The 23,603-nt window shown below is 43.6% G+C and carries 17 protein-coding genes; 14 read left to right on the top strand and 3 right to left on the bottom strand.

Translation table 11 applies throughout. The features are described 5' to 3' along the window. The first annotated feature begins 65 nt into the window (after positions 1–65). From ACQKFO_RS15005 to ACQKFO_RS14945, 13 genes are all read left to right on the top strand, one after another. Complete coding sequence (locus ACQKFO_RS15005) at positions 66–1,988, top strand: fructose-specific PTS transporter subunit EIIC (protein ID WP_427599711.1); 1,923 nt, start codon at positions 66–68, stop codon at positions 1,986–1,988. Positions 1,989–2,222: 234 nt separating this feature from the next. Then, positions 2,223–2,975, top strand: coding sequence for an alpha/beta hydrolase-fold protein (locus ACQKFO_RS15000; RefSeq protein ID WP_427599709.1), 753 nt, complete (start codon positions 2,223–2,225; stop codon positions 2,973–2,975). Further along, the gene (locus ACQKFO_RS14995) at positions 2,959–4,275 is read left to right on the top strand and encodes an ABC transporter substrate-binding protein (protein ID WP_427599707.1); all 1,317 of its coding nucleotides are present in this window, start codon (positions 2,959–2,961) and stop codon (positions 4,273–4,275) included. Before ACQKFO_RS15000 ends, ACQKFO_RS14995 begins: the two co-directional genes overlap by 17 nt. A 67-nt stretch (positions 4,276–4,342) precedes the next feature. Continuing rightward, positions 4,343–5,089, top strand: coding sequence for an N-acetylmannosamine-6-phosphate 2-epimerase (locus ACQKFO_RS14990; RefSeq protein ID WP_427599705.1), 747 nt, complete (start codon positions 4,343–4,345; stop codon positions 5,087–5,089). Continuing rightward, entirely contained in the window at positions 5,043–5,897 is an 855-nt protein-coding gene (locus tag ACQKFO_RS14985) for a MurR/RpiR family transcriptional regulator (RefSeq protein ID WP_427599703.1), read from the top strand. The genes ACQKFO_RS14990 and ACQKFO_RS14985 overlap by 47 nt, the downstream gene beginning before the upstream one ends. Before the next feature lie 28 nt (positions 5,898–5,925). Continuing rightward, positions 5,926–6,840 carry an ROK family protein gene (locus ACQKFO_RS14980; RefSeq protein WP_427599701.1) on the top strand — a complete coding sequence of 305 codons (915 nt, stop codon included), beginning with the start codon at positions 5,926–5,928 and terminating at the stop codon, positions 6,838–6,840. Continuing rightward, positions 6,830–7,705 carry a carbohydrate ABC transporter permease gene (locus tag ACQKFO_RS14975; RefSeq protein ID WP_427599699.1) on the top strand — a complete coding sequence of 292 codons (876 nt, stop codon included), beginning with the start codon at positions 6,830–6,832 and terminating at the stop codon, positions 7,703–7,705. Before ACQKFO_RS14980 ends, ACQKFO_RS14975 begins: the two co-directional genes overlap by 11 nt. 6 nt (positions 7,706–7,711) lie before the next feature. Further along, entirely contained in the window at positions 7,712–8,605 is an 894-nt protein-coding gene (locus ACQKFO_RS14970; RefSeq protein WP_427599698.1) for a carbohydrate ABC transporter permease, read from the top strand. Next, positions 8,602–11,166 carry an alpha-mannosidase gene (locus ACQKFO_RS14965; RefSeq protein WP_427599696.1) on the top strand — a complete coding sequence of 855 codons (2,565 nt, stop codon included), beginning with the start codon at positions 8,602–8,604 and terminating at the stop codon, positions 11,164–11,166. The genes ACQKFO_RS14970 and ACQKFO_RS14965 overlap by 4 nt, the downstream gene beginning before the upstream one ends. Next, complete coding sequence (locus ACQKFO_RS14960; RefSeq protein ID WP_427599694.1) at positions 11,163–12,683, top strand: DUF4127 family protein; 1,521 nt, start codon at positions 11,163–11,165, stop codon at positions 12,681–12,683. Before ACQKFO_RS14965 ends, ACQKFO_RS14960 begins: the two co-directional genes overlap by 4 nt. Further along, the gene (locus tag ACQKFO_RS14955; protein WP_427599692.1) at positions 12,680–13,564 is read left to right on the top strand and encodes an ROK family protein; all 885 of its coding nucleotides are present in this window, start codon (positions 12,680–12,682) and stop codon (positions 13,562–13,564) included. The genes ACQKFO_RS14960 and ACQKFO_RS14955 overlap by 4 nt, the downstream gene beginning before the upstream one ends. Before the next feature lie 64 nt (positions 13,565–13,628). Next, positions 13,629–15,200: an FAD-dependent oxidoreductase gene (locus ACQKFO_RS14950; RefSeq protein WP_427599690.1), complete on the top strand. Its 1,572-nt coding sequence runs from the start codon at positions 13,629–13,631 to the stop codon at positions 15,198–15,200. A gap of 256 nt (positions 15,201–15,456) precedes the next feature. Then, positions 15,457–17,817 (top strand): family 10 glycosylhydrolase, encoded by a 2,361-nt coding sequence (locus tag ACQKFO_RS14945; protein WP_427599688.1) that lies wholly within the window; start codon positions 15,457–15,459, stop codon positions 17,815–17,817. A 1,373-nt stretch (positions 17,818–19,190) separates the two neighbouring features. On the opposite strand, the gene ACQKFO_RS14940 is transcribed toward ACQKFO_RS14945, so the two are convergent. Continuing rightward, complete coding sequence (locus tag ACQKFO_RS14940; protein WP_427599687.1) at positions 19,191–19,925, bottom strand: PIG-L family deacetylase; 735 nt, start codon at positions 19,923–19,925, stop codon at positions 19,191–19,193. Positions 19,926–20,045: 120 nt separating this feature from the next. On the opposite strand from ACQKFO_RS14940, the gene ACQKFO_RS14935 reads away from it, so the two are divergent. Beyond that, a complete protein-coding gene (locus ACQKFO_RS14935) occupies positions 20,046–21,191 on the top strand; it encodes a heparan-alpha-glucosaminide N-acetyltransferase domain-containing protein (RefSeq protein ID WP_427599685.1) in 1,146 nt (381 codons plus the stop codon). A gap of 317 nt (positions 21,192–21,508) precedes the next feature. Here the strand turns inward: ACQKFO_RS14935 and ACQKFO_RS14930 are convergent, their stop codons facing one another. Both ACQKFO_RS14930 and ACQKFO_RS14925 read right to left on the bottom strand, forming a co-directional pair. Continuing rightward, positions 21,509–22,066, bottom strand: coding sequence for a hypothetical protein (locus ACQKFO_RS14930; protein WP_427599683.1), 558 nt, complete (start codon positions 22,064–22,066; stop codon positions 21,509–21,511). Between the two features lie 127 nt (positions 22,067–22,193). Beyond that, positions 22,194–23,594: a cell wall-binding repeat-containing protein gene (locus ACQKFO_RS14925; RefSeq protein ID WP_427599682.1), complete on the bottom strand. Its 1,401-nt coding sequence runs from the start codon at positions 23,592–23,594 to the stop codon at positions 22,194–22,196. Positions 23,595–23,603: the final 9 nt, after the last annotated feature.

Below are 23,603 nucleotides of genomic sequence, written 5' to 3'. Positions count from 1 at the left end.
GCCATTTCGTCCGGGCTTTTCATTGTATAGTGATTGTAAGCGATTACGAAAAAGGAGAATGAGAGATGAAACTACTAGCCATTACATCTTGTCCTAATGGTATTGCCCATACTTATATGGCTGCTGAAAATCTGGAAAAAGCAGCGAAACAGTTAGGGGTCCAGTTAAAAGTAGAGACACAGGGTTCTATCGGGGTAGAAAATGAGTTCACTGAAAAAGATATACAAGAAGCGGACGGTATTATCATTGCTGCTGATAAAACCGTCAACAAAGAGCGGTTCAATGGAAAGAAGGTATTAGTAGCAGGAGTACAGGATGGCATTCGTAAACCGGAGCAATTGCTTAAGAAAGTAATAAGTGGCGATGTTTCTGTCTATCACTCTACTTCCGGAGAAAAGAAACAGGCGGAAAAGAAAGAAAACCCGATCTACCGCCACTTAATGAATGGCGTATCGTATATGATCCCGTTCATTGTGATTGGTGGATTATTGATTGCCGTTGCCTTGACGATGGGTGGTGTGAAAACGCCGGGTGGTCTTGTCGTACCGGAAGATTCATTCTGGAAAAGCATCGAAGCGATCGGCGGAGCATCATTCACGTTCATGGTCCCTATCCTGGCAGGGTTCATCGCGTATAGTATTGCAGACAGGCCAGGACTTGCACCAGGTATCGTCGGTGGATACATTGCAGCGAATGGGAGTTTCTATGGAAGTGAAGCCGGTGCAGGGTTCATCGGTGGTATCATAGCTGGTTTCCTGGCGGGGTACGTTGCCCTTTATATTAAAAAGATTAAAGTTCCTAAAGCCATTCAACCAATCATGCCGATTATCATTATACCGGTGTTGGCATCCTTAATTGTCGGATTGGCATTTGTATTTATAATTGGTGCACCAGTTGCTCAAACATTTGAAGTACTAACAGGCTGGCTGGCAGGTATGCAAGGGACAAGTTCTATCTTACTTGCCCTCATACTGGGTGCCATGATCTCCTTCGATATGGGAGGTCCGGTGAACAAAGTTGCCTTCCTCTTCGGTTCTGCCATGATTGCAGAAGGAAACTATGAAATTATGGGACCGATAGCCGTTGCCATCTGTATTCCGCCAATCGGAATGGGACTGGCCACTTTCATCGGCAAAGAGAAATTCCAGGCATCTGAAAGAGAAACAGGAAAAGCAGCCTTTACAATGGGCTTGTTCGGTATTACAGAAGGGGCAATCCCATTTGCGGCACAAGATCCACTCCGAGTCATTCCTAGTATCATGGTGGGTTCCATGACAGGATCCGTCATCGCGATGCTTGGTCATGTAGGAGACCGGGTGGCTCATGGAGGTCCGATTGTTGCCGTTCTTGGTGCTGTGGATAACGTATTGATGTTCTTTGTTGCTGTTATTGCTGGTGCAGTTGTCACTGCGTTAGTGGTCAACCTTTTAAAGAGGGATGTTGTGACGTATGAAGAGGCATTAGCAGAGGGTGAAATGACGAACTCAGCAGAAATTGCTGAAGAGCAACCTCAAATGGAGTCAATTGAAATCAACAAGCTAACGGATATAACCAATTTAGAGATGATTGATGTTGACTTGCAAGGTTCTACACGTGACGATGTCATTGATGAAATGATTCAAAAATTAGATAGAGCGGGAACGATCACTTCACCCACCGATTTCAAACAAGCTATCATAGACCGGGAAGAAGAAAGTACCACGGGTATCGGTATGAATATTGCCATTCCTCATGGGAAGTCCACTTCCGTTATAAAACCAAGTGTTGTGTTTGGAATCAAGAAAGACGGTGTGGATTGGAACAGTTTGGACGGATCAGATGCTAAGTTGATATTTATGATTGCCGTTCCTAAAGAAAGTGAAGGGAATGAGCATTTGAAGATATTACAACTGTTATCCCGTCAGCTGATGGATGAGGAGTATCGGAATCAGTTGTTGAATGCAAAGACTAGGGAAGAAGCTTATGAGTTATTAGAGGAGATAGAGTAATTTTTAGGACGAGGAGGTTTAATAGGCCAACTCGTCCTTATTTTTTGTGGTTAAAATTTGTGCGTTTTTGATTGATTGTAAGAATTGTAAGAAATGAATCTTTCATTCTTTGATTTGGAGCAATACTCCACCAAAAAAATAAAAAATGGAGAACATATTCACAAAAGCGCTTTCATATGCTAGGATAGAAACTAATAGGGGAACCTATTCACGGAAAGGGGGAGACTACGCTCGTTGAATTCCAGATTGAAAGAATGCGTGATGACGAGTCATTATTTACGGAGAGATCAACTTTACTACACCTATGAATACAAGAGGGGTCAAAGCAATGTAGTAGATTTATTGTTTGTTCAGGATGGGATGGACTATGTAGAAATTGGACATATCGAGCTAGCTCTGGGATCAATTCTAGAAAACTCGGAACCCATTCATCTATTCATGGTTCTTGTGCCGCCGCCAAGCTCTGAAGAACGCTATCATCTTTATCATCCACAGGGAGAGCGGCTCGAGTCGTACATTCGATTTTTCCAGGATGAGCTTCTGATGACTGTTCGACGCCGTTTTGAAAATGAATATAAGGAGATTCGTAAAGTTGGTTTGTTAGGAGATTCTCTTGGAGCTGCCGTTAGTGTGAGTATTGCTTCTGAATTTCCGGAATCATGGTCTCACTTACTTTTGCAATCCGGTGCTTTTACGGCTAATCACGTCGTTAAAATTCAAAATCTTCAAAAAGTTGATTGGCAAGTGTACCAGGTTGTCGGTCTGCAAGAAGAAGCGGTTACCTATCCACTAACAGGAGAAAACCTTCAAATCCTATCTTACAACCGAAGTCTTCACAAACAACTTCAATCCATCACAGATATCATTACATACTACGAAGAAGACGAGCACCATCTCTGGGATTTTTGGCGCAGGGACTTACCACGTGCGATCAGCTTTTTTGTTGAAACAAATATAAAAGGGGAAAGGGATGAACGCAATGTTTAAAAATGGAAAGTTTTTATTAACGCTTATGTTGATGTTTGCTATGCTATTTACAGCTGCTTGTAACAGCAGCAGCTCAAGCTCTTCTAAAGGACAGAAAGAGGGAACGGAAGAGGAACCAGTGGAAATTGAATTCTGGACCATGCAGTTATCTCCAACATTTGATGATTATTTAAATGGGGTCATCGCCGATTTTGAAAAGGAAAACCCAAATGTGAAAGTGAAATGGGTCGACATTCCTTGGGGGGATATGGAAACAAAGATTCTTTCAGCGGTCGCTTCCAAGACGGCTCCTGATGTAGCGAACCTGAATCCTCAATTCGCTGCGAAATTAGCAGAGCTTGATGCGTTAGTGAACATGGATGAAATGGTTCCAGAAGATGTGAAGAATGAATACTTCGAGAACATCTGGGCTTCCAACACGTTTGACGGAAAAACATTCGGTATCCCTTGGTACCTTTCTTCTCAAGTAACGATGTACAACTCAGAGATCTTCAAGGAAGCAGGATTGGATCCCGAGAAAGCTCCAGCCACTTTTGAAGAGCTGAAAGAAGTATCTAAAACAATCAAAGACAAAACGGGTAAATACGCATTCTTCCCGGCCCTTGATGGAAGTCATCTTCTAGAAACAATGGTCATGATGGGTGTAGACTTAACAAATGAAGATATGACGAAAGCAACGTTCAACACAGCTGAAGGAAAAGAGTCTTTCAATTTCTTTGTGGACCTTTATAAGGATGGTTTAATTCCTCGTGAAGTCTTGACAGAAGGTCACTCAAAAGCCGTTGACTTATACCAAGCGGGTGAAATCGCGATCTTGGCATCCGGTCCGCAATTCCTGACGATTGTAGAAGAAAATGCCCCTGATATTTTAAAAGCAACGAAAACAGCCCCGATCATCACTGGTGAAACGAATAAGAAAAACGTGGCAGCGATGAACGTGGTTGTCCCGAAACAATCCGAGCATCAAAAAGCAGCAGTAGACTTCTCGATTTTCTTAACAAATGCTGAAAACCAAGTGGAGTTCGATAAACAAACGGCGATTCTTCCATCCATTGAAACAGCTTTAGATGATCCTTACTTTAGTGAAGAGCCGGCAGATGCTACTCCAATTGATAAAGCACGTATCGTATCAGCTGGTCAATTGAAGGACAGTGAAGTGTTAATTCCGCCAATGAGCAATTTCGAAGAGCTACGCACAGCTATGAACGAAGCCCTGCATGCTGCGATGCTTGGAGATATGACAGTGGATGAAGCTTTAGAGCAAGCAGAGATGAAATGGAACGAAACACTATCTAAATAAGGGAAATGAAGGAAAGGGAGTTTATCTCCCTTTCTCTCATTTCAATGAAAGCACGGTGATGAAAAAAATGATCAGTAAGGAAATCGTATTCAATCAACTGAAAGGGAAGCTCGTGGTTTCCTGCCAGGCACTACAGGATGAACCATTGCACGGCTCGGATGTAATGGGGAAAATGGCAAAAGCAGCTTACGTTGGAGGCGCGTCCGGGATAAGAGCAAACAGTGCAGTCGACATTGAAGCCATCAAGGGCTATGTGGACCTACCCATTATTGGCTTGGTGAAGAGAGACTACCCACAAAGTGATGTCTACATAACAGCCACCAGAAAAGAAGTTGATGAACTGATTGGAGCAGGGGTGGATATCATTGCCATTGATGCAACTGACAGACCTCGTCCAAACGGTGAGTCCTTGGAAAGTTTGATCGCTTATTTAAAGGCCAAAGGACAAACCATTATGGCGGACGTTTCTACATTTGATGAGGCGTTGAAGGCTGTGAAGCTTGGTGTGGATTGTGTCAGCACGACGATGTCGGGATACACCCCATACTCTCCTCAACAATGCTGTCCGGATTTTATTTTATTAAAGAGATTGGTTGATACCCTGCAAATTCCTGTATTTGCTGAAGGAAGAATCTCTACGCCGGAGGATGTGAAGCGGGCGATGGATATAGGAGCTCACGCAGTTGTAGTGGGATCAGCAATTACAAGACCTCAGGAAATCACGAAGAAGTTTGTTCAATCAATTCAGAGTAGAGGAGAGAAACAAGATGAACACACAAACGGCGTCCAAGAGCAAGTTAGGCGGATTAATTAATAGTTACTTTCCTTCGTTAACGAAATCAGAGCAAAAAGTGGCTGCAGTCGTGCTGGAACAGATGGAAAAGGCCCTTTATTATTCCGTCACCGACCTTGCCGATGTGGCGGAAGTGGGAGAGACGACGGTTTTACGGTTTTGCCGGAAGATCGGAATGAAAGGGTATCAGGAATTCAAGTTGGCGATTGCCAAGGATTTATCCTCCCTTTCACAAGAAGAGGAAGCGGATCCCAGCAAGCCTTCAGGTTTCATTCAATCGATTGCTTCCTACACAAAGAATGCCATTGATGAAACCGTTAATAAACTGGATGATGAAACATTAGATCGAGCGATTCAGCTATTATCAGGCGCAAAGTCCATCCACTTCTTTGGAGTTGGAACATCTGGACTGACGGCACTAGATGCGAAGAATCGTTTTTTACGGATCGGCTACCGGTCCGATGCAGTGATCGACCCTCACATTCAGTCGATGACGGCTGCCACAGTTGGGGCGGGGGATGTTGTCATTGGATTGAGTATTTCAGGGAGTACAAAGGACACCATTGATTCTCTGACGTTAGCGAAAGAAAATGGAGCAAATGTGATTGCAATTACGTATTACGCCAGGTCCCCGATTACCAAGCTTGCCGATGCTGTCCTCTTAAGCGGAGGGAAAGAATCACCTCTTGAAGGCGGATCCATGATTGCGAAGATCTCACAGCTGTTTGTCATTGATATGCTATGTACAGGCCTTGCCCTTCATAATAAAGAGTACTCTCTTGGAATGAAAGAAAAAACAGCAAGAGCCGTAGTGGAGAAAATCTACTAATCTCTTAATAGAGAAAGCGGGTGATGGGATGAAGGTCATCGGAATAGATGTTGGGGGAACGGGAGTCAAAGGCTCCGTTGTGAATGAAGATGGGGACATTTTATTTGAAGAAAAGATTCCAACCGATATTTCAAAAGGAAGAGATGGAATACTGGAATCAATTCACACTGTGATTGATTCTTTAATGAGGAAAGACAGTGCCATCTTGGGAATCGGCATTGGCACGGCAGGTCGGGTGAATGTTCATAGTGGTGAAATCGTCTTCGCTACAGCGAATTTACCATCCTGGCAGGGAACCAATGTGAAAGAAGAAATCGAATCGAGGTACAGCTTACTTTGCGTTGTTGAAAATGATGCCAACACTGCTCTCATAGGAGAGCTATGGAAGTCACAGAGAAAACCTCAATCGGCGGTCATGATCACACTCGGTACCGGGGTTGGAGGAGCAAATGCTATAAATGGCGAGGTCTTAAATGGCTATCATCATCAAAGTGGAGAATGGGGACATATGGTTCTCGTTCCAAATGGAAAGCTATGCAATTGCGGGAAGAAAGGGTGCATCGAGCAATACCTTTCGGGTACTGCGTTAGTGCAAGCCGTTTTCACCGAAACGGAGCTCTCTTTCAGGCATGGCTCAGAGATTTTCGAGGAATATTCAAAGGGAAATCAACAGGTCAAACAGGTGATTGACCGATACTTAGATTATTTAGCGATTACGATGTATAACATTTCGGTGTCCATCGACCCGGAAATGATTTTCATAGGAGGCGGGGTCATTGATTCCAAGCGTCATTGGTGGACCTCCTTTCAAGAGAAATTGAAAGAATATTGCGTTAATACAAGTGTTTATCCTGCTTCTTTGGGTAATCAAGCAGGCATGCTCGGAGCAGCGAAGCTCATATTTCAAGTGATAGAGAAAAGAGGGGAGCCCATTGAAAAGTAATCCTTTAACACCGTTTCTGTTTCTGATACCGGGAGTCATCATTCTTGGTGCCTTCATCTTCTACCCCATGCTTAACGCGATTTGGCTGAGCTTTACAGACTACAATATCGTTGCTGACGCAGAGTTTATTGGTTTGGAGAATTATAAAGAACTATTTGCCGATGCATTGTTCTGGAAAGTGCTGGGTCAGACCTTATTATACTTAATCATTGTTGTACCGGCACTCGTCATACTGCCGATCTTCCTTGCGATTCTTGTGAACCAACAGGTGAAGGGAATTGGATTCTTCCGTTCTGCTTATTATGTACCTGTAGTCACATCGATGGTTGTTGTGGGGATTGCCTGGAAATGGGTGTATGCAGACCGCGGTATATTAAATTACATACTGGAATCGTTCGGGTTGATAGATGACCCGATCAATTGGTTGACTTCAACATCAACGTCGATCTTTGCCGTCATGGTTGTCACCATTTGGAAAGGGTTGGGGTATTACATGGTCATTTACCTCGCGGGCTTACAATCCATACCGGATGATTTATATGAAGCAGCCGATATTGATGGTGCGACCAAATGGAAACAAATCTGGCATATTACTGTTCCTTTATTAATGCCTTCGATCATGATTGTGACGATCATGTCTTCGATTTCAGCCATGAAAGTGTTTGAAGAAATCTACGTCATGACGGGTGGAGGACCACTCAACAGTTCGAAGACATTGGTATTCTATATTTATGAAGAAGCCTTTGACAAGCTGCAGATGGGCTATGCCAGTGCAGCGGGAGTTGTCTTGTTCGTTATTACACTGATCTTCTCCGTCATAAACATCAAATTTATGAGCAAAAAAGAATCTGATATAAAGGGGTGATTCTCCATGAGTTCTCCTTCTCTTGGAACCAGCAAAGAAAATCCAACCGTACTACCTTCAAAAAGACCTATTAATGTGAAAAAAATAGCCAAACGCGCTCTTCAATACGGAACGCTCTTATTTGTCACATTCATCATGGTCGGACCATTCTTATGGCTCTTGGCGACGTCATTGAAATCAGGGAGCGAGAATATCTTCGCGTACCCGCCTCAATTTATTCCAGAAAAAATAACCTTCGGAAACTATGTAGAAGTCATGGAATTCTTTCCATTTTGGCGTTACTTATTCAACAGTGTCGTGGTATCTGTCGTGACCGTTCTATTGAATATCGTTTTCTGTTCATTGGCGGCTTATCCTTTAGCCCGGATGAACTTCCGTGGTAAGAACATTGTATTCGTTCTTATCCTTAGTACGATGATGGTTCCGTTTCAGCTGTTGATGATTCCCATCTATTTATTAGCGCTGGATTTAGGGCTTCAAAACACGTATGCAGGATTGATACTTCCTCATGCAACGACAGCCTTTGGAATCTTCCTGATGCGTCAGGCATTCTTGACGATTCCATATGAACTGGATGAATCAGCCCGCATGGACGGAGCGAACGCCTTTCAGATCTGGTGGAGGGTACTTATGCCTTTAGTGAAGCCTTCACTCGTCACACTTGCGATTTTCACGTTCATGATGGCGTGGGGGGATTTCCTCTGGCCGCTGATTATCCTGAATGACACAAGCATGTACACGTTACCTCTCGGCGTCAATACTCTTGCCGGTTCGTTCTCGGCCAACTGGCGCTATATCGCTGCCGGATCAATCATTTCGATCCTTCCGATCATCATCATCTTCGCCATCCTGCAACGACACTTCATCGCAGGTGCCATGAAAGGGGCTGTGAAAGGATGACGGGCAAAAAAGTCACATGTCATATCGTCTTTCAAACCCACTGGGACCGGGAATGGTATTTGCCTTTTGAAGTATTCAGGCACCGATTGGCACAGGTGATGGATCGGATCGTTTCCGGTCTTGAAACCGGGGAGCTGAAGCAATTCGTCCTGGATGGTCAAATGGCCGCACTGGAGGATTACTTTGACGTTTGTGAAGACGAGATGAAAGAAAAAGTGCTCCATCTAATAGAAGAAAAGAAAATCATCATTGGCCCATGGTATGTTCTCGCGGATGAGTTCCTGGTAAGCGGAGAGTCCCTGATCAGGAATCTTGAAGTGGGGATGAAGCTAGCCGGTCAGTATGGGGAATCCCAGAAGGTCGGTTACTTACCGGATACATTTGGTCATGTGAGCCAGATGCCTCAGCTATTAAAAGGCTTCGGGATTGATAACTCGATTTTATGGCGTGGTATTAAATCCGAGACGTCTGAATTTACCTGGGAGGCACCAAATGGCTCCCGGGTCTTTACGGCCTTTTTGCCGGAAGGGTACTATCAGCCATTATTGAATGAAAAAAATGTAGAAGAGCAATTGAAGACATATGTGGAGAAGGTCAGGCCTTATGCGACGACTTCTCATGTTCTGTTAACCAACGGCGGCGACCACTTGATGCCGAAGCATGGAAATCTGATGGGACAAATCAATGATCTTCAAGGTGAAGTGGAGTATGTATCGAGTACGTATGAAGAATTCTTAACCAATGTTCAGGCCGAGTCTTCAACTGACCTCCCCGTGTATGTAGGAGAAATGAGAAGTAATGAACATATCTATGTTCTTCCGAATGTACTTTCTACGAGAAGCTATCTAAAGCAGCAAAATCAGGAGATGGAAGACGAGCTTGCAGGATACACCGAACCGCTTGCCTCTCTTTGCAGCAAAGAGAAATATCCGGAACGATATTTAGAGGAATCTTGGAAACTGTTACTGCAGAATCATCCCCATGACAGTATATGCGGCTGCAGTATAGATGAGGTCCATAGGGAAATGGAGACGAGGACGATGATGCTGAAGCAGAGACTGGAGTCCATCCAATTGGGGTCCCTTTCTCATGCCGCAGTCCAGGATCCGATGTTTTCAGGAAACGGATTGAGAAAACCATTTGAAGATAATAGCGTTTTTACAGTCTTCAATCCTCATCCAAGATCGTTCACCGGTTGGGTTTCGGGAGAAATCTGGCTTAAAGAAGATAGGTTGTTCCGATTGAAAGATCGCAATGGAAAGCTGTATATCCCGGTCATCAGGAAGAAACGGAGCGGAAGACATTTTGCTTCGCCTCTTGATGCGTTTCCCGATTTTAAAGAAGGTACCTTTTACGACATTGAGTTTTATGTTGAGAATCTTCCCGGGACCTCCCTTTCGAGCTTCAGCGTAGCAGAGGGGGATTACGGGGAATTTGTGGAAACAAATCTCGAGACCGTTGAAAATGAGTTTTACTCTATTGAATTGAGTGGGGAAGGAACCATTGTGGTAGTAGATAAAGAGACAGGCAGGAAGCATGCTGGATTACAACGCTTCTATAGTTCGCTGGACGCAGGGGATGAGTACAACTACTCCCCACCGGTTCACGATGTGAAGACGTGCGCTGAGCTATTTTCTTTACCAACCGTGAGGAAGTCCTTCGGCGTTCAAGAAATGACCTATGTGCTGAAGCTTGAAACACCTGAGGGACTGGATCAGGAAAGAACTGGTCCATCTGAAAAAAACGTTCTAACCACGATACATATCACTATTACCTTACACGCTGGTGATCGAAAGATGTATGTGGACTACACCATCGATAATCACTCGAAGGATCAACGTCTTCGCGTTCAATATCCTCTAGGAGATTCCGCCCGGTACACGTATAGCGATACAGCATTTGATGTGGTGAAGCGAAAAGCGAAGACAGAGGAAGAATTGGATGCTCCAAAGCAAAAAGAAGTTCCAGTGGTAGTCGAACCTTCTCTTTCTTTCATTCGGGCTGAAAATGGGTTCACTTTCTATCATCGTGGGTTACAGGAATACCAGGTTACAAGTCTAGGAGAAGAAGATGCGTTGGACGTTACGTTGATCAGGAGTGTCGGCTGGCTGTCCCGGGATGATCTCAGAACCCGCGGCGGAGGGGCTGGTCCGAATATGGAAACGCCAGAAGCTCAATGTATCGGACAATATACGTTTCATGCTACATTTGAATTTACCCCTGATAAAAGTCTGGGCCAGGTAGTAACGGATGCTCACATCTATCGTGTCCCGCCCAGGATTTATCCCGGGGAAACAAGAGAAAATGAGTTAACGGGTTTGATCGAATTCGATAATGGAGAAGTGCAGTGGAGCTCACTTAGACGAGTGCCTGATGGAGTGGAGCTGCGTTTATGGAATCCGACAGATCGAGTGCAGGCTGTAACGTTCAAATCTGGAGCTGAGAGAATAGAACGGGTGGATTTTCTTCATGCACGAGTGAAAACAGTGGAAAACCTTACGGACCACCTGAACCCGAAAGAAATTAGTACTTACCTATTAAAAGGAGGAAGGTATGCATGAATAGAAAGATTGCCCTCCTGCCTGTTGATGGTAGACCTGTGACAAGAGAGCTTCCAAAGCAGATTGCATCGATCGGAAATTGGGAGGTGCTTATCCCTCATAAAGACTTACTAGGTTTTTTGAAAGAGCCGGGGGATATGGCTGCACTGGAAAAGTGGATGTGGAAAGTGGCGCCTGAAGTAGATGGATTTGTCCTTTCAATTGATATGCTCGGCTACGGCGGCCTTGTTCCGTCCCGTGTGTGCATGGATGGGAAAGAAACGATCATACAACGAATCAGCATCCTCCGTGCATTAAAAGAGAAATATCCTGATAAAGCATTCATGGCATTTAGCTCGACTATGAGAATTTCCAATAACTATGTAAACGAAGAAGAGAAGGAATACTGGTGTGACTATGGAGTCGAGCTTTGGGAGTATTCCTATCACTTTCATCGCTTTGAAAAAACGGGGCATGATGACTCCAATCTAAGGGTTCGGGATTTACAGAATAAAATACCTTCAGACATCCTGGAAGACTATTTATCAACCAGACTGAAAAATTATCAGGTGAATGAATCCCTGCTAGATATGGTAGAAGACAAAACCATTGATGTCCTTGTCTTTCCGCAAGATGATACCTCTGAATATGGGCTGAATATTGGTGAGCAGGAAGAGCTCTCAGATAAGGTGGCACACCGGGAATTATTCCAGAACGTATTCATCTATCCCGGAGCCGATGAGGTCGCCAATACGCTTGTGGCAAAGATGATTTATCAACTGGAACAAGTGGAGTTTCCAACCTTTTATCCTATTTATAGTGGAGAAACCGGGGCATTGTCGACTGCAATGTATGAAGACCGTCCGATCTGTGAGTCCGTGAAGGGTCAGATTCATGCTTTTGGCGGCTATACAGTTGACCAAGCGGGAGAAGCTGATATCGTGTTTGCTGTCAATGTTCCAGGAAAACGCCAAGGAGATCTTGCTCTGCAAAAATTCCTTGGGGAAGTGGATACGCCTCATCGGAATATCGGTGAGTGGATCAAGCGCATCGCTCATTATCTTCGCCGGTATAAACTGGTAGCGGTAGCCGATACGGCCTATGCCAACGGAGTGGACCCGAGAATGCTCCCTAGACTGCTGGGAGAGATAGAGGTTTCCCAATTGGCGGGATTTGGTGGCTGGAATACAGCGGGGAACACATTGGGCACGGTCGTTGCACAGGTAGCCATGGTCCATTTGCAGGGAAAGAAGCCCTCTCTTCCTCAAGAAGAGGTAAAAGCAAGAGTACTTGAAGAAATGACATTGCGATTATTAGATGACTACGTCTATCAGTCGATTGTCCGACAGCAAGTGCGTGCCGGGACAGATGAGTCAGCAGTGAGTCATGAAGAGCTTCTGAATCGAGTGAAAGAATTGTTCTTAAAAGAGTCCGTGACGTTTCTTACGAAGTATGGTCTTGATTTCCCCCTTAAAGAAATCTATCTGCCCTGGAAGCGAACCTTTGAGATTGGCTTAGGCAGGAGGGATGAATCATGACGTTAAGGATCGGTGTCGATTTAGGCGGGACCAATATTAGAGCAGCTCTTCTCGACGATAAGGGAACGATTCTCAGAGAAGTTAGTGAGAAAACAGAGGCACATTTGGGACCAGGCAGGATCATTTCGAAATTGATTTCATTAGTGGAGCGTGTCAAAAGAGAGGAGAAGGTGAGGGGGATCGGGATAGGGTGTCCGGGCCCTCTGGATGCGAAAACGGGCATCATCCTTTCTCCTCCGAATCTCCCGGGGTGGGACATGATTCCATTGGCATCGATGGTAGAAAAGCATTTTCAATTACCCGTGAAGGTGGATAATGATGCGAATGTGGCAGCAGTGGCAGAATCGGTACTTGGAGCAGGTGCCGGTTGTGAAAGTGTGTATTATTTGACCGTGAGCACAGGAGTCGGCGGAGGATTTGTCATCAATGGAAAGGTATTTCAGGGGGCAAATGGATACGCCGGAGAGATCGGGAATATGATTGTCGTTCCAAACGGAGTCAAGCATCCGGCTTTAAATGCAGGGGCACTCGAAACCCTTGCAAGCGGCACTGCTATTGGAGTGACTGGGAAAGCTAAGGGAATTCACGGGGGAGCGGAGGCAGTATTCCGGGAAGCCAGAGCTTTAAATAAGGTTGCTCAGAAAATTGTTGATGAGGCCATTGAATATCTGGCTATAGCCATTGCCAACCTGACCCATGCGATTAATCCTGAAGTATTCGTAGTGGGTGGTGGAGTGATGAATTCCGAAGAGCAGGTCTTGCTTCCTTTACGAGAGAAGGTAAAAGAATATGTATATCCAGGTTTGAAGGAGTCCGTCAACATCATCCCGGCGAAGCTTGGATCGAATTCAGGTGTGATTGGAGCAGGATTTATCATATAATCAAACGTTTGCTTAATGTTTTTACCAAAGGAAGTAGCTTACTTTTTCAAAAAGAGGTGAAAAGATGTCAGAGATTTTAAAAACAGATATTGTCATCATTGGTGGAGGAATCGGCGGTTGTACCGCCGCTTTAGCTGCCTCAAAACGCGGGCATAGAGTCATTATGACAGAGGAAACGGATTGGATTGGCGGACAGTTGACCAGCCAAGCGGTCCCGCCGGATGAACATCAGTGGATTGAACAATTCGGCTGTACCAAAACGTATCGTCAATTTCGAAATCGGGTCAGAGACTATTACCGGTCGCACTACCCTTTAAAAGAAGAAGCTCGTCAACATGACCGGCTGAATCCCGGGAATGGCTGGGTCAGCAGGCTATGTCATGAGCCGAAAGTGGCCCTTACCGTTCTTCAGGAGATGCTCGTTCCATATACGAGTAGTGGGAGGTTACAGATCTACACCAACTACAAAGCCATTCAGGCATCCGTTGAAGGAGATGATGTTTTCTCTGTAACCGTTCAACATATCGAAAACGAGAAGAGAGTGAAACTGGAGGGAAAATATTATCTGGATGCAACAGAAGTAGGAGATTTACTTCCTTTAGCTGGTGTTGAATATGTGACAGGTGCCGAATCCAAACGGGATACAGGTGAGCTCCACGCACCAGAAGAGGCAAGACCACAGGATATACAGTCGTTTACCTATGTGTTTGCCGTGGATTATGTAGAGGGTGGGAATTTCGTAATCGAAAAACCGGAGAAGTATGATTTCTGGAAAGATTACCAGGCACCATTCCTGCAACACAAGCAGCTAAGCTGGTTCGCACCAGATGCCCATACGGGAGGTTCGAAGGAATTCGCCATGTTTCATCATGAAGACATTTGGGGACTGTGGGATTACCGTCGTATCATAGACCCGTCTTTATTTCAGGAGGGAACGTATGATGGTGATATTTCGTTAATCAACTGGCCACAGAACGATTATTGGTCAGGCTCGATCATTGACGTCAATGAAGAAGAGTATGAAACACATATTCATGAATCTAAACAATTAAGTCTATCACTTCTTTATTGGCTACAAACCGAAGCGCCTAGACCGGATGGCGGAAAAGGGTATCCGGGCGTGCGTCTGAGAGGGGATATCTTAGGAACAGAGGATGGTCTGGCCAAGTACCCTTATATTCGTGAATCAAGGAGGATCAAGGCCGTCACGACTGTTGTGGAAGAGCATATCAATGCCAATGTCAGAGGCGATCGAGGCATCGAGCACTTTGAAGACTCCGTGGGGATCGGCTGCTACCGGATCGACCTTCATCCGACGACAGAATCCAATACTTTTTTCTATGCAGAAAGCTATCCGTTTGAAATCCCATTAGGTGCCCTGCTGCCGGTAAGAGTGAACAATGTATTACCTGCGTGTAAGAATATCGGTTCTACTCATATTACGAACGGCTGCTTCCGAGTTCATCCTGTGGAATGGAATATCGGTGAATCAGCGGGGTATCTGGCCGCTTTTGCCATTGAAAAAGGGGTTCTCCCTCGCAAGGTGAGAGAGGATAAAGTGTTGTTGGAAGAATTTCAAGAGATGCTTGTAGTGGGAGGTATTGAATTGCGCTGGCCAGAGCTAGGGCCAATTTGATTCGAACTTATGAAGTTGATGACATCCGGTAGGATCATTTCTAGAATGGTTTCTACCAGAGGGGTGTTCCCTGGAACATATAATGTGTAGATGGATCTATATTCTCTTATATCTTTTTGACTATTTATGAAGAATTAATCCAACTAAACTATCTTTTATGAAGAATTATTCCTTTTATTCTGAAAATTATGATAGTATTTAATTGCCACATCATGATAGCGCATACATACAAAAAACGACTATTTGGAGGTATTGTATGAAAAAGTGGTTGGTAGGAAAGAAAATGGCTGTACCTGCTATGGCCATGGCATTGGTCGTACCTGCATTTCAAGCCCCGGCACTACAAGTGGAAGCAGATGAAAGTGAAGCAACGAAGGTAGTCGATGAGGATGGCATCAGCATCACTGTGGATGCAGAAAACAATCGCAATAACACGAACAAGCTGGTGTTATTTGATCCTACGTTCAGTTATTTCACGGAAACCAATGGATCATCTTATGAGGTGATCTTGGAGCATGAAGAAGGCTCAAGCTATCACGTGGTGGAGTCAGGTAAAGGAGACAGTGCGATTCCGGAAGATGGTGTCGTCCTATCCACGGGTCCAGAGACGACAGATGAAATTATGACGTTTTTAAAGAGCCTTGATGAAGGAGAAACGGTTTGGATTAATGAGCCAGTTGAAAGGACCTACTCGGCTGTCCTAGATGACGTTGATCCAACAGATGAATCCAATCCAGATGGTGCGCCGTTCCCGGGTAACCGTGGAGCGAATCAACTTCTTGTCTATACACCGGCATTCGGGGCCAGTACCGGTACCAATCCTTACGGGTATGAAATCACGGTAACCGGTGGAGTGGTCACGAAAGTCGGTGGAGGAGACAGTGCGATTCCGGCTGATGGGTTTGTCGTGAGTGGTCACGGAACAGAAGCCGAATACTTGAAAAAAGCTGAAATCGGTATGAAGGTTGAGTATGATGCTGAAGGGAATATCGAGTTGATCCGCGATGCGTCCACTTATATATTCAAGAGCGAACAGAATTTACAGGAAGCGAAGCAAAGTATCTCTCATGCGGAAGAGAACTTCATCGATGCAGCCTTTGAAGAGGCGAATGCTTCTGTCGAGCTGGCAGAAGAGCTCCTTCAAAAAGCGAATGACATTCAAAATGATGATCCGCAAAAGGCCTTGGAATATACAGAGCAAGCCACTCAATCTGCTTACGACGCATATTATTATTCCCTGCCATCTGAAGTAGGCGAACAAAGAGCCATCTGGTATCGCCCTGAAGAGAAGGATCTGGACGATGTCATCACGACATTGGACCGCATGGAGGAAGCGGGATTCAATTCCCTTTATCTTGAAACAACATTCTGGGGATATACAATCTTCCCGAGTGATAAAATGGAAGACTACGGTTTGCCAAAGCAACATCCGAATTTCGCTGACCAAGACTATGGAAAGTACGGATCAGATATCCTGAAAGCCTTTATTGAAGAAGGAAAAGAACGGGGCATTACGGTTCAATCATGGACAGATGGTTTCATGATCGGTCACAGCAGCCTTGGACTTCCATCTCAGTTCAAAAAGTATCCTGAGTGGAGCGCGGTTCAACGGAATGATGAGCCGGGAAAACCCGGAAGCGATTCAGGCAGTAATTATTATTGGTTAGATATTGCCAATCCAGAGGTACAAGAATTCATGCTGGAAATCTATAAAGAACAGCAGGAGGACTACAAAATCACTGGTGTCAATATAGACTATATGCGCTATCCGCACCATTCTTTTGATAAGAGTTATGGATTTAGTGCATCGAACCGCGAACGTTTTGAAGAAGAATTCGGTGTAGACCCTATGAATCTAGAAGAATCTGATGAACTATGGGAAGAATGGGAGCTTTGGTTACGTGAACAAGAGAATGCTTTCGTGGAGAAGCTTCATGATCAGAGTAAAGGAATCGACCCTGCATTTATGATGACGGCTACCCCTGAGCCAGGACCTGAAGCCGTATTGATCAGCGACTGGGTTGAGGATATCGATGGTGTTATCCCGCAAGCCTATGGCCATGACTTTAATAGTATTCAGTCTACCGTTGTAGCAAGTAAAAAGCTGACACCACCTTCTATGATGTATTACACAGGAATCTATTCCTTCTATCACCATCTGGGGGAAAAAGCAGCCGTGAACGATGTACTGGCTGCCGCCTACGGTACATCAGGAGTAAACATGTTTGCCTTTGGTCAAGCAAGTGCACCTTCTGTGGATGCCTTGGGGAAAGGACCATGGAGAAACACCGCCGTCAATCCTGGAGAAACGCCGAAAGAAGCTGTACTGGCTACAGTAAAACAATTGAAGGAACAGACAGCATCCATCTATATTCCTAAAGGCGCAGTGGACAAGAGAGAAGGTAAAAAGCTTGAGAACAACCTTCGTAAGTGGGAGAAGATGATGGAGCGTCCTGATCATTCGTTAAAGAAAGACAAAGTAGAAAAAGAGTTTGAGAAGACGGTTGAACTGATCCAATCAATGGATAGCTTGAATGAAGTAGTAAAAGAACGTATGTTAGAAAAGATGAACAAAGTGCATAAGTGGTTAAATTATTATTATGAGAAACAGCAATAAGCAGATAAATATTTAACTAAAAAGGTTTTGGGAGATTAATTTTCCCAAAACCTTTTACTTATTTACCAATTAGGCAGATTATTTTCTCTCTAGGGCTCACCAAATGAGAGATTCTATTTCATCATCGTACTCCTTTATTTATAAATCATGGGAAAAGCATACATCCCTGGGAACAAAACCGTCCTTTACTCACCTTCATTATCCATGAGAGAATTAATTTCTATAATTACATAGACCGCTTAGTTAATAAGAGAAATAGTTTATATCGTTGGCTAAACGGGAAATTAGTTTTAACTGGAGTATTAATTTCGATTAATTCTGATAAAAGATCTCATTAAACTTATTTCTATTCCGACAATCTTTTTAACTACCATTACTTATAATGAGTTTACATAGTTCAGTTCAATAGCTCCAATTGATTAAAAACTGTTAGGGGTGCTTGAATGATGAAGAAGGAAGGCAACTTTATAGTAGGTATGTATTGGGGAACGCTGCTAAGTATTCCACTCTGGGTTTCATTTTTTGGATGGGTGAAGTTAGTGAAAGGTTTTTTCTATTAATATATTTTTTGAATATATATTGAATATAAAGACCTCCATTATACAATTAATTTTGTATAGTGGAGGTCTTTAATTATTTGTTCATAAGGGTTTATTTGAAAGTTTACCTGGATACCTTAGAAACTGTTAAAATCAATCTATATGACCCAAGACATCATCCAATTTCTTCATAACTTTACCCGAACATCACCCGGTATTCCCTATACTTTATAGTGCTTAAATCGAGTTATAAAAACTTAGTAGGAACCTGAATTGATTTGGAGTAACCAACAGTATAGGTGTATTATTTATTGCTGCCGGTAGAGTAGTGCTAGATAGAACCTCCGGGAATTTAGTTCCTGTAGCTACAAATCGCTCTCTTATCCTATTGCAGGTTTTCGCTAATTTTTCCCTGTTTCAACCGCCATTTCGAACAGGACTTGGAAGCTGCTTTTTCACCCAGTCGGAAACCACAAATGCTCATAATGATTGAACATATCACCCTTGTTAGTGCTGCCTTTATTGCAGAAGGGAGAGTGTCCTTTGGTGATAGCTGGATATGGGAATTGGGTTCTTGATAGGGGATCCCTTGCTATTTTTGTTACAGTACCATAGAGGCCTTTCCTGCCAATTTCTGAATAGGAAACCCTCCGGATTTTCGCAACTTATCTTCAACTGCCTTTGAAGTCGCCCTTTCACTATCAAGAAAGATGACTTTTTTAGCTTTTAATCTGGTAATCTCTTTTTTCTTGGACTTCATTCAGACGGAGAACCTATATTGGAAAGATGTTTAATAAGTCTAAGGTTTCTTATTCCCATTCAAAACCTAATTTATCACCTATGCCAACGACTCTCCCCATACTTCCCAGCCTCCACAAAATAAGACTCCACCGAAGTATATCCAATACGATAAAAACCTTCATCAGGCTCCCAGATCCGATAAGCATCCAAACTCTTAGTATATTCATCAGAGAAATCGTCAGGTACGGGATACGTGTCGTCGTACTCCAAATGCTCAAACTCTTGAACTGGGAGGTAATAGAGTGCCGATTGAATGGTCCCGTCTTCAACCAGCTTTTTCAAGGCTTTCCCCGAAGTGGCATGGTCTTTGTGTGGATCGTTGTAGGTTAATGCATGGTGTCTGGCTTCAGGAAATCGTTCATTCATTTCTTTCATGATATCGATGACATCATCTTCCTTGATTTCGCCATCGGGTAGGTCATATACGAACACATTCTCTGACTTGACTCCCAATTCTTCAACGGATTTCTTAAATTCCATCACCCGTGAGTCACCGAACTCTTCTTTGGAAATAGGTGGAAAATTTTTTTCTCGTAAGTTTTCGTTGACTTTATTAATAGATTGGCTGGCTTCACCATGTGATAGCAGCACCACGGCTACTTCATTTTCCTTGTCGATTTGACGAAGGATGGAAGGCCCTAAACTGAGAGTTTCGTCGTCTGCATGTGGAGCGTAGAAGACAGAGGTATCAGGTTCTTTTTCAAAAAGAGTGCAACCGCTAAGGAAAGCGGATAATAATAAAATGAGAGATAGATAGACAACTCGCATGTGGACCTCCAGGTGAGAAAAATAGTTAAATCTTTACTAATTGATTCTATCAAAGTTTTGGGGGCTGGTGTATACTTTCATAGTAGGAAAGTATAGAACGTGAAGTGAAAGGAACGGAGTATGGAACAAGTTCAACCAACAGAGAAACAGGTACAAGTAAAAAAGAAAAAAAGAGTCTATTCCCTTGATATGCTGAGAGGGATTATTGTAGCATTATCCGTATTTTTAAGTACGATTCCTTATGGTAAAGTGGACTATCCTTATTTCCGTCATGCGGATTGGTATGGGGTCACTTTGATTGATATCATTTTACCGACGTTCATTACCATTTTTGGTGTGAGTATGGCGATTGCGTATCAGCGAGGGGTGAAATGGGAGAAGATTTTAAAGCGGACCGTTCGATTGATCGTGTACGGTATCATTTTTACAATCATTGTGGAATGGACGTTGGATTTCCCGACTATTCGCCTGACCGGTGTATTACAGATGTTCGCCCTTCTGGGAATTGTTACGGTAGCGATCACCAAGTTTGTACAGTCTCCTTTGAAGTTGATGATGATTGCGTTGTTGGTTTCATCTGTATATGGGGGGCTCATTCTCTATACAGGTCAATCCTGTGAAGGCGGATTGCCTCAGCCCGAATGTAATCCTTCACACGTGATTGATAGTGCTGTGTTTGGGGAAAGTCATTTATACCATCATGGCGAGCGGGGGTATGACCCTGAAGGCCTGGTCACCAGTTTGTCGGCTTTATCGAATGTCCTTTTCGGATATGCGTTTGGACGATTAATATTGACCCGTAAAGAGACGGGGGCATGGCGGGAGTTATTAGGGATAGGTGTCCTTTTGATTACCCTGTCTCTTGCTTGGGATCATTTCCTTCCATATAACAAACGCTTATGGACGCCTGCGTTTGCTTTATTGGCAGCTGGATTTGCAGCTAGTATGCTGTCGATTCTGTATCTAATATTCGATAAGCGAAAAGGAGACGCCAAAGAGACGGCGCTGAAGCCGGTTGTTTGGTTTCTGGAAGCGTATGGACGGAATAGCTTCTTGATCTATTTCGGTAAATTTATGCTCGGTTCCGTATTGATCCATCTATCAGTCACGGATGACGGTATAGAAAAATCGCTCTCCAGAGTGATCAATGAATGGGTGGCAACGTTTGCCCCTCATCCCCAGCTGGCTTATGGCTTATTGAACCTGATTTTCTGGACAGTCGTTGCCTTTGTCTGTCATAAGAAGAAATGGTATTTGAAAGTATAGAAGAAAGAGGCTGTGACAAAAGTGTTTTAGGCTAAGTAAAACCCGAACAAATCTGCTTTTTAGTAGACAGATTTGTTCGGGTTTATTATTTATTTCGGTACATTTGATTTTAGCAATTTCCAGCGGTTGATTGGAGTGCAAGACGAAGACTCCTGCGGGAAAAGTAGCTTATGTGAGACCCCGCAGGCTTGCCGAGGAGGCTCACGGGCTACCCGCGGAAAGCGTAGTCTTGTACGGAAATCATTAGCGGTATTAAGAACCTACACTTCTATTGTTCGTCTTTATATCGTGGCATTTTAGTTTTGTCCCAGCCTCTTCTATTTCTGATTTAAAGTCTTTTCAAATATAAGGCTGGCATAGGTTCTTGTGTATTTCAGAATGGTCTCTCCAACCTCTTCAGCTGGAAAATGAAATAAAGGTTGGAACAGCTCTTTATTGCTCTCTGTACCGAATGCGTCGACAAAACGGTACGTTAATCGAAGTTCTGTGAAGGTCGTCGTAAAGTATATTTCCAATTGTGTAACGAGATCATTATTGGATTCTTCACTCTCGATCTGCTCTTGATAAAGGGGGATTAGTTCATCCATTCCATTTTCAATGCGTACTTGTGCTCGATTCATAAGCTGTGAAACACCGTCTAGGTTAGGATATTTTTCATTTAACAGAAGTGGCTGCAGAATTCCATGAAGAGCTTTGGTTGATTCAACATGAAATACAATTGCCTTCACTAAATTTTTTGTGTATTCTTCCTCTGCTGATGAGCTTTTCATCGTTAGAAGTAATTGATTATTTACCTCTTCACGAAGCTCGTCCTTATCAAGGTGGATGACTAGTTTTTTATAGATGGTAGCAACTGATTGTGTGAGGGACTCCATGGGTAATGTGCCTTCTTTCTTATGTATGGTTTGAAATATGATACTATTTTACCATTAAAATACAGAAAATTCTATACATTATTCCGGGTAAAAAAACGCGCTCTAAATAGACCGCGCTTCGTACAGCTTATTGGTTGCCTTCCAGGACTGCCCAAATGTCCTTCTCTACATTAGGTTGAATGGCTTTGATTCCGCCAAGGATCTTAACATCATAAGTGTAATCAATCATCAGGTCTTTGATTGCTGGATGTAATCTGTCCGGGGGAGTCAATAATAAAGGCTCACCGATATGCGCTGCAAGGGAGGAACCTGTTAACGCATCAGCAAATTGAGTACCGGTTGCAAAGAACACAGAACCAGTATGGATGTTGAAATTTTGAATGATGCTGGCGTTCGTTTCATAGCGATTCATACCGAAAATTCTTGTTGGATGGTTTAATTTAGTCATGACGGACTGACTGATGACACCTGTTCCCCCAATGACGTAGTTTTTCTTATACGTGTTCGCTTGAGCAAGGGTGGAAGCAGGGATTATGTCCTTCTCAGATAACAGAATCGGATAGCCCTCTTGTGCAGCGATGGAAGCGATGGAAAGGGCATCAGGGTAGTTCTTTCCACTTACGACAAACGCTGCATCATGATTGGGAAGAGACTTAGAAATGGCAACGGCTGTCTCATAACGATTGTTTCCGCTGATACGGGTAACAGAAACCCCCAAATCTTTAATCTCCTCCACTACGTTATCAGATATCACGCCTGCGCCCCCAAGGATAGTTACCTTTTGTACACCCAATTCTTCAATTCCTTTTTTGGCTGAAGAATGCAGAGTTTGCTTGGAGGTTAATAGAATGGGAGCACCCTTATGGTAAGCAAGCGGTGCTCCGGCCAGGGCATCAGGATAATTGGACCCGGTAGCTAAAATCATTTCATCACTACCGGAATCCCAACCCTTTAATGCAACTTGTAGAGCCGTTTCATATCGATCCGTCCCGTAGATCCGTTCTACATTAGGCTCGAGATAGAATTGGAAGACCAACAAGACATATTCTTTATCCACTCCTAAATCACTTTTATTCTTAACAGAAACATAATAAGTTCCTGAAGAGGATGGGTAAAGGGCAGCATACCCTTTTTCATCATTAACAAAGAATTCATGTGGTTCAACGGCAACTTTGTTTTCATCATATAAAATGATGTCCAATGGGATATTTGCCGTCTCCTGCAAAAACGAACCGTATAAATACAATGGAATGTCGGAATCTAACTCTACTTTATACATATCGACATCATCTACTGGAAGTGTTCCTTTTACATAGGTCGGTTCGACAATATCACCAGCCATGATGTTGTTTGCCGCGTCGAACGTATTATTTGGTTCTTCTTCTGATAATAATTCTTCCTCTTCATCACCTAAAAGCTCCACTTTTTGTTGTAGTGTAGCTGCCGGATTCTCTGCAAATGCAGACGCACTAAATAAGCTGGATGCCAGCAAGGCGGATCCAACCGAAATAATAAACCTTTTCTTCATCTTTTTCCC

Source organism: Rossellomorea sp. NPDC071047 (genome assembly GCF_050270195.1).
GTDB lineage: Bacteria > Bacillota > Bacilli > Bacillales > Bacillaceae_B > Rossellomorea.
Note: the sequence above shows the minus strand (reverse complement) of the source record. Positions and strands in the feature narration are given on the sequence as shown.

What these genes read in the sequence shown, in the direction of transcription:
- ACQKFO_RS14990 (WP_427599705.1), top strand. Translation starts at nt 4,343, where the DNA reads ATGATCAGTAAGGAAATCGTATTCAATCAACTGAAAGGGAAGCTCGTG.
- ACQKFO_RS14940 (WP_427599687.1), bottom strand. Translation starts at nt 19,925, where the DNA reads ATGCGAGTTGTCTATCTATCTCTCATTTTATTATTATCCGCTTTCCTT.
- ACQKFO_RS14945 (WP_427599688.1), top strand. Translation starts at nt 15,457, where the DNA reads ATGAAAAAGTGGTTGGTAGGAAAGAAAATGGCTGTACCTGCTATGGCC.
- ACQKFO_RS14925 (WP_427599682.1), bottom strand. Translation starts at nt 23,594, where the DNA reads ATGAAGAAAAGGTTTATTATTTCGGTTGGATCCGCCTTGCTGGCATCC.
- ACQKFO_RS14970 (WP_427599698.1), top strand. Translation starts at nt 7,712, where the DNA reads ATGAGTTCTCCTTCTCTTGGAACCAGCAAAGAAAATCCAACCGTACTA.
- ACQKFO_RS14985 (WP_427599703.1), top strand. Translation starts at nt 5,043, where the DNA reads ATGAACACACAAACGGCGTCCAAGAGCAAGTTAGGCGGATTAATTAAT.
- ACQKFO_RS15005 (WP_427599711.1), top strand. Translation starts at nt 66, where the DNA reads ATGAAACTACTAGCCATTACATCTTGTCCTAATGGTATTGCCCATACT.
- ACQKFO_RS14955 (WP_427599692.1), top strand. Translation starts at nt 12,680, where the DNA reads ATGACGTTAAGGATCGGTGTCGATTTAGGCGGGACCAATATTAGAGCA.
- ACQKFO_RS14995 (WP_427599707.1), top strand. Translation starts at nt 2,959, where the DNA reads ATGAACGCAATGTTTAAAAATGGAAAGTTTTTATTAACGCTTATGTTG.
- ACQKFO_RS14980 (WP_427599701.1), top strand. Translation starts at nt 5,926, where the DNA reads ATGAAGGTCATCGGAATAGATGTTGGGGGAACGGGAGTCAAAGGCTCC.
- ACQKFO_RS14960 (WP_427599694.1), top strand. Translation starts at nt 11,163, where the DNA reads ATGAATAGAAAGATTGCCCTCCTGCCTGTTGATGGTAGACCTGTGACA.
- ACQKFO_RS14965 (WP_427599696.1), top strand. Translation starts at nt 8,602, where the DNA reads ATGACGGGCAAAAAAGTCACATGTCATATCGTCTTTCAAACCCACTGG.
- ACQKFO_RS14930 (WP_427599683.1), bottom strand. Translation starts at nt 22,066, where the DNA reads ATGGAGTCCCTCACACAATCAGTTGCTACCATCTATAAAAAACTAGTC.
- ACQKFO_RS14935 (WP_427599685.1), top strand. Translation starts at nt 20,046, where the DNA reads ATGGAACAAGTTCAACCAACAGAGAAACAGGTACAAGTAAAAAAGAAA.
- ACQKFO_RS14950 (WP_427599690.1), top strand. Translation starts at nt 13,629, where the DNA reads ATGTCAGAGATTTTAAAAACAGATATTGTCATCATTGGTGGAGGAATC.